Origin of the sequence: Ralstonia pickettii (genome assembly GCF_001699815.1) — a bacterium.
GTDB classification, from domain to species: domain Bacteria; phylum Pseudomonadota; class Gammaproteobacteria; order Burkholderiales; family Burkholderiaceae; genus Ralstonia; species Ralstonia thomasii.
The window spans coordinates 124,581-136,187 of record NZ_MCGB01000057.1; the positions used below are offsets into that span (position 1 = coordinate 124,581).

13 protein-coding genes, 1 tRNA gene and 1 pseudogene are annotated in these 11,607 nt (G+C 61.5%); 6 read left to right on the forward strand and 9 right to left on the reverse strand.

Features of this window, described 5'->3' with window-relative positions; translation table 11 throughout:
* Complete coding sequence (locus tag BEK68_RS08410) at positions 1 to 252, forward strand: hypothetical protein (protein ID WP_012435974.1); 252 nt, start codon at positions 1 to 3, stop codon at positions 250 to 252.
* A 481-nt stretch (positions 253 to 733) separates the two neighbouring features.
* Here BEK68_RS08410 and BEK68_RS08415 read toward each other — a convergent pair.
* Positions 734 to 1,083: pseudogene (locus BEK68_RS08415) on the reverse strand (transposase); the annotation flags it as partial.
* Positions 1,084 to 1,460: 377 nt separating this feature from the next.
* On the opposite strand from BEK68_RS08415, the gene BEK68_RS25705 reads away from it, so the two are divergent.
* Entirely contained in the window at positions 1,461 to 1,628 is a 168-nt protein-coding gene (locus tag BEK68_RS25705) for a hypothetical protein (RefSeq protein ID WP_157042470.1), read from the forward strand.
* A 148-nt stretch (positions 1,629 to 1,776) separates the two neighbouring features.
* Here the strand turns inward: BEK68_RS25705 and BEK68_RS24785 are convergent, their stop codons facing one another.
* The 7 genes from BEK68_RS24785 to BEK68_RS08445 all read right to left on the reverse strand — a co-directional run bounded on the left by BEK68_RS24785 (position 1,777) and on the right by BEK68_RS08445 (position 6,923).
* Positions 1,777 to 2,007 (reverse strand): helix-turn-helix transcriptional regulator, encoded by a 231-nt coding sequence (locus BEK68_RS24785; protein WP_012435979.1) that lies wholly within the window; start codon positions 2,005 to 2,007, stop codon positions 1,777 to 1,779.
* Between the two features lie 83 nt (positions 2,008 to 2,090).
* Positions 2,091 to 2,885, reverse strand: a complete 795-nt coding sequence (locus BEK68_RS08420; protein ID WP_012435980.1) for a hypothetical protein — start codon at positions 2,883 to 2,885, stop codon at positions 2,091 to 2,093.
* A gap of 21 nt (positions 2,886 to 2,906) precedes the next feature.
* Positions 2,907 to 4,130: a tyrosine-type recombinase/integrase gene (locus BEK68_RS08425; protein ID WP_012435981.1), complete on the reverse strand. Its 1,224-nt coding sequence runs from the start codon at positions 4,128 to 4,130 to the stop codon at positions 2,907 to 2,909.
* Positions 4,131 to 4,295: 165 nt separating this feature from the next.
* Positions 4,296 to 4,370: transfer RNA gene (locus tag BEK68_RS08430), tRNA-Val, on the reverse strand.
* A gap of 71 nt (positions 4,371 to 4,441) precedes the next feature.
* Positions 4,442 to 5,170, reverse strand: a complete 729-nt coding sequence (gene dnaQ / locus BEK68_RS08435) for a DNA polymerase III subunit epsilon (RefSeq protein WP_004634302.1) — start codon at positions 5,168 to 5,170, stop codon at positions 4,442 to 4,444.
* A 23-nt stretch (positions 5,171 to 5,193) separates the two neighbouring features.
* Positions 5,194 to 6,060, reverse strand: coding sequence for a formyltetrahydrofolate deformylase (gene purU / locus BEK68_RS08440; RefSeq protein ID WP_004634303.1), 867 nt, complete (start codon positions 6,058 to 6,060; stop codon positions 5,194 to 5,196).
* An 8-nt stretch (positions 6,061 to 6,068) separates the two neighbouring features.
* Positions 6,069 to 6,923: an NUDIX hydrolase gene (locus BEK68_RS08445; RefSeq protein ID WP_012435982.1), complete on the reverse strand. Its 855-nt coding sequence runs from the start codon at positions 6,921 to 6,923 to the stop codon at positions 6,069 to 6,071.
* 104 nt (positions 6,924 to 7,027) lie between these two features.
* Here BEK68_RS08445 and BEK68_RS08450 point away from each other — a divergent pair, with 104 nt between their 5' ends.
* Positions 7,028 to 7,423 carry a hypothetical protein gene (locus BEK68_RS08450; protein WP_004634308.1) on the forward strand — a complete coding sequence of 132 codons (396 nt, stop codon included), beginning with the start codon at positions 7,028 to 7,030 and terminating at the stop codon, positions 7,421 to 7,423.
* Between the two features lie 25 nt (positions 7,424 to 7,448).
* Here BEK68_RS08450 and BEK68_RS08455 read toward each other — a convergent pair whose 3' ends face one another.
* On the reverse strand, positions 7,449 to 8,009 hold the full coding sequence (locus tag BEK68_RS08455; RefSeq protein ID WP_012435983.1) for a hypothetical protein: 561 nt from the start codon (positions 8,007 to 8,009) through the stop codon (positions 7,449 to 7,451).
* Between the two features lie 260 nt (positions 8,010 to 8,269).
* Between BEK68_RS08455 and lpxO the strand changes: the two genes are divergently transcribed.
* From lpxO to BEK68_RS08470, 3 genes are all read left to right on the forward strand, one after another.
* Positions 8,270 to 9,172, forward strand: coding sequence for a lipid A hydroxylase LpxO (lpxO, locus tag BEK68_RS08460; RefSeq protein ID WP_012435984.1), 903 nt, complete (start codon positions 8,270 to 8,272; stop codon positions 9,170 to 9,172).
* 312 nt (positions 9,173 to 9,484) lie between these two features.
* Complete coding sequence (locus tag BEK68_RS08465; RefSeq protein WP_012435985.1) at positions 9,485 to 10,102, forward strand: BPSL1445 family SYLF domain-containing lipoprotein; 618 nt, start codon at positions 9,485 to 9,487, stop codon at positions 10,100 to 10,102.
* Between the two features lie 213 nt (positions 10,103 to 10,315).
* Entirely contained in the window at positions 10,316 to 11,467 is a 1,152-nt protein-coding gene (locus BEK68_RS08470) for an ABC transporter substrate-binding protein (protein WP_012435986.1), read from the forward strand.
* Positions 11,468 to 11,607 lie beyond the last annotated feature (140 nt).

The following is an 11,607-nucleotide window of genomic DNA, read 5'->3' on the forward strand; positions in this document are numbered from 1 at the left end:
ATGGCAACCAAGAAGGTCACCAAGAAGAAGTATTTGAGGATTCTCAACAAGCGCCTGCGTGCCGAGCCGGATGTTTCGTCCAGCGCGCTGTTCGTCTTCTACCCTCTGGGTGCGAAAGCCAAGCATGCCACCGGCGTTGTCGCCTGCGAGCCCCACAGCGGGCCTGAGTTCGCAATTATGGCCGCCATTCAGCGCAAGGCCGCAACCGAGTTCATCGTCGTCAACGAGGGAAACAAAGCGGGCAACGGCTGACCAGGGTTGGCCGCCCCGCGTCGCATAACCAACACGATTTAGTCATTTTCGTTTTTCAAAGTCGAAAATGCCCCAAGGCCTACCCTGCTACTCCGATGATGCACAGGAGACCGAGATCCTCGGCGGGCTGGTGTCTTTGCTTAGATCCATCGAAACGACAAGAGGCGGCCATGACGCCCAGGCACGACCTACGCCAGTCGCGTAAAAGAATTCTTGCAGGAGCCACCGTGCCCCCCAGGGGGGAAACCAAATCGAGGGGGGCACTGCCCTCATGGGTACGCATAGATCTTGGCCAAATTGATTGGTTAGTTGCAATTGCAAAAACCAATCAACGGAACTGCACTGGCGACGGCCTTCATCCATAGGCATGCAATTTGTCGCCCGTATGGCTGATGTCTGGCCTCATGTCCAAGTGCTTTACTCCGATGAGACAAGAACAATCTCGGAGTTGATCATGGCAACCGGTACATATCGAGTGATGATCGCACATCAGCTTGACCGGCCAGGCCACCCGGTGCTTCGCCACGAACTCGAACTTCACAGTGAGTCCTTGGCGAAGTAGGCCGCGGCTTTTTTCAGAATGTCGCGCTCCTGCTTGAGCTTCGCCACTTCCTTCTTCAGTCGCTCGATTTCAGCCTGCTCAGGCTTCATCACCCCTTTGCCGGGGAATGCCTCCTGAGGGTCTTGCGCCGCCTCCCGCACCCACTTGCGCAGCACGTTCTCGTGCACGTCCAAGTCGCGCGCTGCTTGCGACACCGACACCCCTCGCTCTTTGACCAGCCTCACGGCCTCAAGCTTGAACTCCCGGCTGAATTGCCGCCTCGTTCCCATAAACCACCTCCAGTTTCATTTTCCACCTTAACAAGGTGTCCATGAAACCGGCAGCAGCCCATTACCCGTTTTCTGCAACCGGAACTCACGTTTGCTCAGAAGCGATTCGACCTGAGACCACCTTCCGACATTTTGTCGGCCAACGGTGTCCATCTCGCTCGCGTAGCGCATAACGGCAAACGTGCGAGCCTCTCCCTGAGCGACGGCAGCTTGATTCATTTGGCACCCCCTCCGCTCACGTTTCGCAACGGCAAGAGGACCTCCATCACCTTCTCGACGGAAGGCAGTGTTTTGCCTCGCTTTGCGCGATCGCACAAGAGCGCAAAGTACACCCCTTCCGGGGTGTCAGTGCGCCACTGCCACACTGGCCCAACACCTTGAACAACGAAGCTTCGCAGTCCGGCGAATCGTGCTTCGATAATGGCGTGCCCGATAGCGTTAAGGCCGGTAGCCACTCCACCAACGTGATCTACATGATTAAGGAGCACGGGTTCCATGCCAGCGCCCAGAACGAGCGCATGACTGAACTTGCCTCCATTTTCTGAGCTCATTTTGCAGACCTCCCTTGCGACAATGCCTTGAAGTCATCCTCAGCCCATGCCACGCGGCCAATGTTGCTCAGTTCCGGCAGGCCATGAGATTTTCCATATGCCTGTCGGCTCGCACAGCCGCGAGGGTTGGTAGACGGCGGGATCATGCGCCGCCTCCATACGTGCTTTGAATGAGCTTCCGGATGTCTTCCACGCGCCAAACGGTGATGCGTGCGCCGAGTGTCTTGATGGAAGGTGGATAGCGCCCCGTTCGGACGCCCTCCCACCATGTCGACTTACTGACAGGGATGATGGCTGGGACGGGGGGGACTGCTTGAGGATCGCCAATGATCTGGCGCAGGCGCAGGTAGCCAGTTTCCGGGAGTTGGTACATGCTGTGCTGTCCGTTGGTGGTTGAAGACAGTCACAAGCGTATGACTGCGGACAGCAAATCCCTACCCCGGTAAGGCGAGCTTTTTAGTTCGCCTTAGGCTTCTTGACGAGCCGCGCAATATGCGCCGATGACAAGCTCTCGTTGAGTATTGCACTGGTGATGCTGGCGACTGTGCCATAGAGCGGCGAGCCAAACTCTTCCCTGATGTACGCCGCGAGGGCTCGCACAAAGTAGAGGCGGCGATCCGTCTTCTTGTTCTGTGAGGCGCGCTCAACGATCCGGTGCTCCTTCATTGCCTCGTCAGCTAGCTCCAGAGCGCGGTCTGCCAATTCGCGTAGCACAGTGGTTAAGGGAGGCCACTCTCGGAGCAAGTCGTGCGCTTGCCAACCTCGCTCCAATTTCGACAGTTGTCCCCTGTCGGGGAGTCCGTTTGCCGCTATCGCTTCGGTCGGAAAATATTCGAAGGTCAACCTATCCAGCGGCCCTTCTTCTATGGCGTCAGCCAGCGTCTGCGCTTGGCGGGCGATCTTCCGGCGTTGTTCGCGAACGTCTGTCCGTCGGTAGACCACTGGTCTGCGACTCCTCTGCTCAATGAATACGATTTCCCGAAAGAGCCGCATCGCGTAATCCGACGTTTTCTTGTGTCTATGAAGAGCGCGCCATGCCGACTCCATGTCAGAGTGGGTAAGCAAAGAGCGAAGGAAGTTGCTTCCTTTTCCTACGGTGAAGTCTTGATACGCCTGGATCAACGATGCCGGCGCCGAGGCGACGTGTGCCGTCAGCACGCGCTTGCGCTTTGAAGCCCCATCTTTGCCGAGAATCGTTTGAGGGGTCAGCTTGAGGGTTGCGGGGCGAGCCGCGACCTTTTTCTTTGTCATCTATCAGCCCTCCGCCCCCTCTCACGCGGCCGTCCGTGACGTAGGCATTGGCACTACGGCTGCCCCAGTCTTCAAGCGATCCAGGTAATCCGCCCACGCCTGCATCATCTGCTTGCGCACAGCCAGGAAGGCCACACGGTCATATGCCGCGCCGTTTGGGTCTTTCTTCCTGTGCGCTAGTTGCAGCTCGATTACCTCGGCCTCGAAACCCAGCACCTCACGCAGGATGGTGCGCGCAATGGGGCGCACGCCGTGGCCGGTGAACTCCTTCTGCGTATCGATACCCATGCGCTTGAGAGCCGCGTTAATGGCAGCTTCCGACATGGGTTTTTTCTTGTCTCTGGCACCGGGGAAGACGTAGTGCCCGTGGCCGGTCAACGCGTGCAGATCACGCAGGATTGCGACGGCCTGGGTGGATAGCGGCACGATGTGAGCCACGTCCCGCTTGGATGACACGAAACGCCATTCGCCTGCATCCAGATCGATGTCTGCCCATTCCGCGGCCCGCAGTTCACCTGGTCGAACGAAGAGCATTGGGGCCAGCAGCAGCGCGCACTTCACAACGAATGTTCCGGTGAAGCCGTCAAACACACGCAGCAAGCCGGCCACCTCTTTGGGGTCGGTCGGCGCGGCGTAGTGCTTCCCCTTGGCCGGCGGCAACGCGCCCCGCAGGTCACCCGACGGATCGCGCTCTGCCCGCCCAGTGGCGACAGCGTAGCGGAAGATCTGGCCGCAGGTCTGCAGCACTCGGTGTGCAGTATCCAGAGCGCCACGAGACTCGACGCGGCGACACACGGCCAGCAGATCGGGCGCCTTCAGCTCAGCGATCGGCCGGCCGCCGAGCCAGGGGAATACGTCGTTCTGCAGGCGGGCGATCACCTTGTCGGCGTTGCTCTTGGACCACCCGGGCGCGTACTTGGTGTGCCACTCGCGGGCCACAGCCTCAAAACTGTTTGCCGCCCGCTCGACCGTCGCCACCTTCCGCACCTTGCGTTCGACTGACGGGTCAACCCCCTCGCCCAGCAGCCGTTTGGCTTCCTCGCGCCGGTCCCTCGCCTCTTTCAGGCCGACTTCAGGGTACACGCCAAGGGCCAGCAGCTTCTCTTTGCCCGCGAACCGATACTTCAGCCGCCAGTAGCGCTGCCCGCCGGGCGTGATGTGGAGAAACAAGCCGCCGCCATCAAACAGCTTGATAGGCTTTTCGGCCGGCCGGGCGTTGCGGACCGCCGTGTCTGTGAGAGCCATTTGGGGGTACCTCCACACAGGGGTATCACATCTACCCCCAGAAATACCCCCGCGTACCCCCGGCTGTCAATGCACCTTATCGGACATTGACGGAATGAAAAAACCCACGAAGCCTTGAGCTATCGTGGGTTTTTGGACTTCGGCGGATGTCGCCGGAAGTGAATTTGGTGGGTGGTACAGGGATTGAACCTGTGACCCCTGCCGTGTGAAGGCAGTGCTCTACCGCTGAGCTAACCACCCGAATGCGGTGAAAACGAGATTATGGCGAAAAGGTGCAGCCGTGTAAATACCCTGACCGCACATTTTTTTGATCAGGCAGCCGGCTGCGCAGATTCCACGGGTTCACGCGTCCAAACGGTCTTGCCGCCGCTGGCCTTGTCGATCTCCTTGAGCACGCCGGCGTGCGCTTCGGCCTCCGCTTCGGTCGCCAGCAGCACCGGCAGTTGCAACGCGCTCAGGTCGACGGCAACGGCTTCGGCCGACGCGCCCTCGCCCGACTCCAGCATGTCGATCACCAGCGTGTTCTGGCCGCGCGTCATGGCGAGGTAGACCTCGGCCAGCAGTTCCGCATCCAGCAGTGCGCCGTGCAGCGTACGGTGCGCGTTGCTCACGCCCAGACGGTCGCACAGCGCATCCAGCGAGTTGCGCTTGCCAGGGAACATCTGGCGCGCCTCGCGCAGCGTGTCGATGTGGCCCGAGAGGTGCTCACGGAAGGCTGGCAGGCCCAGGCGCTGGAATTCCATGTCCAGGAAGCCCAAGTCGAACGCGGCGTTGTGGATGATCGCTTCGGCGCCCTGCACGTAGTCGCGGATCTCGTTGACGATCTCGGCGAACTTCGGCTTGTCAGCCACGAACTCGTTGGTGATGCCGTGCACAGCCATCGCGCCCGCGTCGATCTCACGCTCCGGGTTGATGTAGAAGTGCAGGTTCCGGCCGGTCAGGCGGCGGTTGACCATCTCCACGCAACCGATTTCGATCACGCGGTCGCCCGTGGCGGCATTCAGGCCGGTGGTTTCGGTATCGAGAATGATCTGTCGCATCGCGCTCCCCTACTCTGACTGGATTACTTGAAGACGACGGTCTTGTGGCCGTTGAGCAGGATGCGGTGTTCCGCATGCCACTTCACGGCGCGGGCCAGCGCCACGCACTCCACGTCGCGGCCGACGGCGGTGAGCTGCTCCGGGTCCATGCTGTGGTCCACGCGCTCGATTTCCTGTTCGATGATCGGGCCTTCGTCCAGGTCGGCCGTCACGTAATGGGCCGTTGCGCCGATCAGCTTCACACCGCGCTCGTGCGCCTGGTAATACGGCTTGGCGCCCTTAAAGCTCGGCAGGAACGAGTGGTGGATGTTGATGGCGCGGCCTTCGAGCTTGCGGCACAGATTGTCGGAAAGAATCTGCATATAGCGCGCGAGCACCACCAGGTCGATCTGCTGCTCCTGCGCGATTTCCCAGATGCGGGCTTCCTGCTGGGCCTTCTGCGCGTCCGTCGCCTGCAGCAAGGGCAGGTGCATGAACGGCACGTCGTACGACGCAGCCAGTTGGTAGAAATCGCGGTGGTTCGAGACGATGGCCGCAATCTCGATCGGAAGTTGGCCGGCGCGGGCACGGAACAGCAGGTCGTTCAGGCAGTGGCCGATCTTCGAGACGAGAATCATCACGCGCGGCTTGGCTGCGGCGTCGAACATGCCCCACTGCATGGAGAAACGTTCGCCGATGGGCGCAAAGCAGTCGCGCAGCGTAGCGAGATCAAGCGGTTGCCCCTGCGGCACAAAATGCACGCGCATGAAGAAACGGCCGGTGAATTCGTCGCCGAACTGGTCCGAATCGAGAATGTTGCAGCCTTGCTCAAACAGCAGGCCCGACACCGCGTGGACGATGCCAGGCTGGTCCGGGCACGACAGGGTAAGAATGAAACCGGAGTGACTCATGAAGCGTTTTATATAGTGTTGCCGGGCGCAAACCCCTGTGGCGCAAGGGCCGAACTCAGGCGCGCAAGGGCGTCGAGTGTAACGAGCGTGGCGTCGACCGTCATCGCGAAGTCCGCCATGATATCAAGCGCAGTGTCGGGACTGGCGCGCAGGTGACCGGCGACCTCCCCGTCCTGATTGACGGGGATGAAGCTGTCCGGCAGCGTCAGGTCGAAGGCGAACAGCGTTTCGCACTGGATGCCTTCGGGCACTTCCCGCAGCACATCCAGCGTGCCGCATGGCACCAGTTGGGCTGCCAGGTCGGCGCCGATGCCCGCCTCTTCCCAGCATTCCTTCTCCAGCGCGCCGCGTGCGTCGAAGCCATGGCCGATGCCGCCGGCGACGAGGTTGTCCCACATGCCGGGGTCGATCGGCTTGGTTTCGGCGCGGCGGGCCAGCCAGAGCGCCGGCGCGCCGCGATCTGCGCCGTCGATCAGGCCGTTCATGTGGACAGCATAGGTGCGGATGCCGAAGAAGCGCGCAGCGGCACGTTCGACCAGCGCCAGCGTGGGCGTGCCCCAGCCAGTGTTGACGGCGAAACGCTCGTCGCGCCAGCCGCGCACGTGGCCGTCTTCAGCCAGGCGCGCAATGACTTCGGCCAGCGCCCCGGTGCGCTCGGCGTCGCTGGCAAGCGTATTCCGCAGATCGACCCGCAGCGTCGACACGTCGAACCAGTGCGGCCAGCGCGCAAGCAGCGACGCGCGCTCACGGCTCAGCCAGCCGACGCGTTGTCCGGCAACAATCCATGGAACGAGCGCCTCAGCATCGAACGCTAGCCGGGCGGCCAGGCCATCCCGTATGCGCTGCATGCGCGGGTCGGTCATGTTGGCGCCCCACCATGCCGGGCGTGCATTGTGCTTTCCGTGCAGCACGGGTCGCGCGATAATGCATCGTCAATACAAGCCGTCATCAGACTGGAGAAACAAGGATGGATGAAATCGACGAGTTGTCGGATCTGCCGACCCCACGCTTTATCTGGGGCTTCGCCATTGCCGTCACACCGTCCGGCGAAGTGTCGCACGATGAATTCGAATATCTGACGCACACCCGCGTGCCGCGCTTCACCTGCCGCGTGGTCGAACTCGAAGACGCGCCTGCCGAGCCCGAAGACGAAGGCGACATCGACGGCCGCATTGTCCACTTCGACAACCCGAAGCGGATGTTTTACATCACGGATCTGGGCTTGGCCCTGATGAACTTCACGCTGTTCGACAAGGTGGATAACAAGACCAAGCTGAAAAACGCCTGCGATCAGGCCATCGCCGACTGGCTCACCCGCCGCGAGTTTCTCGACTCCGAACCAGACGACGACGAGGACGATTGAGCCTAATCGCTTGATCGCCTAATCATTAGCCCTGACCGGTGGCACCGCCATCCTCGACAAAGCGCAGGTCGGTCAGGCGCACATCGGCGTAGGAACGCCCGGCATCGAGCAAGGCCGAAATCTGCGCCTTCACCCGCTCCTTCTGCGCGCGCATCGCGCGCGGCGGCACGGTCGAATCCTGACCGGTGTGGTGCAGATACAGCATCTTGTAGGTGAGTTGGCTCACCATCCACTGCCGCAGCACGCGGCGCCGGCCGGCATGGTCGGCTTCCAGCCCATCGATCCGTCCCAACAACGCGGAAAACGCGCGCGCCAGGCTTGCCGGCTCCGCGGCCTCGCCGGCGATGCAACGCTCGGCCAAGGCGCGCGCTTCCGCCGGTGACATGGTGTCGTCCGTTTCGACGAAGCGCTCGGTGGCAGGGTCTGGCCGTGGCATCGGTGGCCGGTTTGCCAGCCGCGCCGAGACCGCAGACAGCGCTTCCTGCGCACGGCGCATGGACGCTTCCAGCGATTCCGCATTGCCCGGCACGATGCCAATGGTGGTCGGCATATCGCTGGATTCTTCGTCGCGTTTTTTGACGTCCATCGCTCCCTCCGGTGATCGTCCGTGACCAGCATACTTGGCGGACGAGAACAGAATTGTAGAACGCGACGCACATTTCGCGACAAATCGACACAGACGTTCCTTATCGCAAAGACAGCGCAAACGATAACGTGGCATCACAAACCACGGTGCACTGTTGGCGGCTGTCCACGCGGCGCGGCTCCGCCACGGGTAAAATGCCGGATTGCGCTGACAACGCATGCACTCAATTGCTGACCGCCCTGTGCGGCAAGGAAATCGCCTTGATCAAGTGGATTATCGTGGCCCTGTATCTGGGTTCCATTCTGTACGTGCACTTTCGCGGCAAGGTGCGCCTGAAATTCTGGCGCCAGATGTTCGACCACTCGGCCGTGGTCGCGCCGGTCAACTGCTTCATGTACGCCTTTTCGGGCGTGCCGCAGACGCCGTATGTGCCGGTCGAGCGCTTTCCGGATCTGGAAAAACTGCAAGCCGCGTGGCCACAGATTCGCGACGAAGGCCTTGCGCTCATCAACCTGCGCAAGATCAAGGCCGCCGAGAAGAACGACGACGCCGGCTTCAACTCGTTCTTCAAGAATGGCTGGAAGCGCTTCTACCTGAAATGGTACGAGGCGCATCACCCCTCAGCCGAACAGCTTTGCCCGCAGACCGTCGCGCTGCTGCGCGATCTGCCCAGCGTGAAGGCGGCGATGTTTGCCGAACTGCCGCCGGGCGGCAAGCTGAATCCGCACCGTGATCCGTTTGCCGGCTCGCTGCGCTATCACCTGGGCCTGTCCACGCCCAACGACGACCGATGCTTCATCGAAGTCGACGGCCAGCGCCACAGCTGGCGTGACGGCCAGGGCGTGGTCTTTGACGAGACCTATCTGCACTGGGCCGAAAACGCCTCCGACAAGGATCGTCTGATTCTTTTCTGCGATATCGAACGCCCGATGAAATTCGGCTGGGCGCAGCGCATCAACAAATGGCTCGGCCGCAAGGTCATGACTGCTGCCAGCTCGCCCAACGATGAGGGTGACCAGACCGGCGGCATCAACAAGCTGTTCCGCTATGTGTGGGTGATGGGCCAGTACCGCCGCCGCTTCAAGGCGTGGAACCGCAAGGTCTACTACGTGGTGAAGTTCGGCCTGATCATTGGCGTGGCAGCGTTGATCATCTGGATCTGACCTCCAACCCTCCCCCTCTCCTGCTCTACACAAAGAACCGGCCTGAAGCGCCGGTTTTTTGTTGCGCATGAAAAAGCTACTCGCATTGCAGTCGGCTTGCGTTTTTACAAAGCAGTGAAGCAAAAGCGCCACATGGGGCACAAATCTCGCCTAATGTCAGGAATTGAGCGCTCCGGCGCTTATGCGATATGGCGGGCACGCCGCTTGCTTTTCCTTGGCTGACACCCATGCTGATTGCACGGGACCGAGTCAGAGCGGGGACGCGTGTGCCTGTGTCCCTCGTCAACAACAAAGACAGTGAGATCGATCGCCATGAAAAAGAACCTCATTAGCCGCCAGACCATCGTCACCCGCGCCGCCGCGCTTGCTGCTGTCGCACTGCTCGGTACCCAGATCGCGGCCTGTACCACGACCAGCCCCAATGCACAGGGCTCAGATGTGATGTCGTCCACCAACAAGCACGCCACCACCAACTCGCAGGCAGATTCCGTGCTCTCGCGCCTGTACACCACGGCCAGCGGCTCGCGTGAGCTGGTGGGACGCGCCAAGGGCGTGCTGGTGTTCCCGTCGGTGCTGAACGCCGGCTTTGTGGTGGGAGGCCAATACGGTGAAGGCGTGCTGCGTACCGGCGGTGGCCGTCCGCTGGGCTACTACAACATCGCCTCGGCGTCGGTAGGCTTCCAGGCTGGCGCGCAGTCGCGTGCGCTCATCATCCTGTTCATGACGGACGAAGCGCTGCAGAAATTCCAGAACAGCCAAGGCTGGACAGCCGGCGTGGATGCCACCGTGGCCCTGGCAAAGATCGGCGTGAACGGCGCGGTCGATACCAACACCGCGCAGCAACCGATCATCGGCTTCAACCTGACCAACGCAGGTCTGATGGCCGGCGCGTCGATCGAAGGCACGAAGATCACGAAGCAGAACAACTGATCTGCACTTCGCGCAACGCGCCAATGCCGCCGTCTCGTACGGCGGTTTTTTTTGCATGGAACCCGCGCGCAGCGTTGCGGCAATGCTGCAGCCCTAGGGAAATCCGGAGGCGGCGCCTCGGGGCTTCTCCGCTAGCATCGTCCCGCCGATGTTGCGATGGGTTTCGCCGTCTCGGCACACAAAAAACAATCACCCAGAAAAAAGGGGGGAGACATGATAGGTTGCAATGCCGCCTTGCAGCGCGCCATCGGGTGCGCATGGCTGTCGGGGCTGTTGCTGGCGTCGGGTCCGGCGATGGCCGAGCCAGGCATCACCGATGGCAAGATCGTCATCGGACAGACCGCGGGCTTCACCGGGCCCGCCGGCGAGCAAGTCCAGGAGATGACGCAAGGAGCCAGGCTCTACCTCGATGCGGTGAACCGCGCTGGCGGCGTGAATGGACGCAAGATCGAACTGATCTCGGAAGACGACGGCTTTGATGCGGCCGCCTCCAAAAAACACGCACATGCGCTGCTGGTCGACAAACAGGTCTTCGCCCTCTTCCTGCCGCGCGGCACGCCAAACACCGAAGCGATCATGACCGAGGCTCGTCCGCTTGGCGCCCCGGTGGTGGCGCCGTCCACCGGTGCTTCAACCTTCTTCGATCAGCCCGACCCGCTGCTGTTCGTGGTGCGCGCGAAATACCAGGCCGAGATTGCCGAGCTGGTGCATTACTTCGACACGCTCGGCTTGCGCCGCCTGGCGCTCGTCAACGTGAATGACACCTTCGGCAAGGACACCGAGATCGGCTTCAGCAACGCCACGAAAAAGCTGCCGCCCGACGCGCACAGCATCTTCACTGTCGACCGCCTGAAACCGGATATCGCCAAGGCCACGGCAGACGTGGGCAAGTTCGCCCCGCAAGCGGTCATCCTGGCCTGCCCAGCCACGACCGCGCGCGCAATGATCGAGGCGCTCAACAAGCAAGGCACGGTGACGCAGATTGCCGCGCTTTCCAACAACGCCGGCCTGGCGTTTGCGAAATCGCTCGGGGCGCTGGGGCGCGGTGTCGTGATCTCGCAGGTGATGCCGTCGCCGGTGCGTTCGACTTCGTTGCTGGGACGGGAGCTGGCGTCCAGCGCGAAGTCTGCCGGGGTGACGCCGTCGTACGCCATGATGGAAGGCTACGCAGCCGCGCGCGTGCTGGTCGAAGGGCTCAAGCGCGCGGGCAAGTCACCCACGCGGGCCAGCTTTGTCTCGGGGCTGGAATCAGCCGGCACGATCGACCTTGGCGGGCTGGAAGTCTGCTACGGCCCGAACGTTCGCAAGGGATCGGACTATGTCGAGCTGACGGTGATCGGGCCAAACGGCACCTTCGTCAAATAGATCCGCACGGCGGTGTACCCTGCCTCGGCAATGGTTGCACCGCAGGACATAGCGGTTGCCAGCGCAAAACGCATGAGTACATAAGAAAATACTATTTTGAATTCGCATAGTGCCTCTACCAGAATGCACAAACCACATGC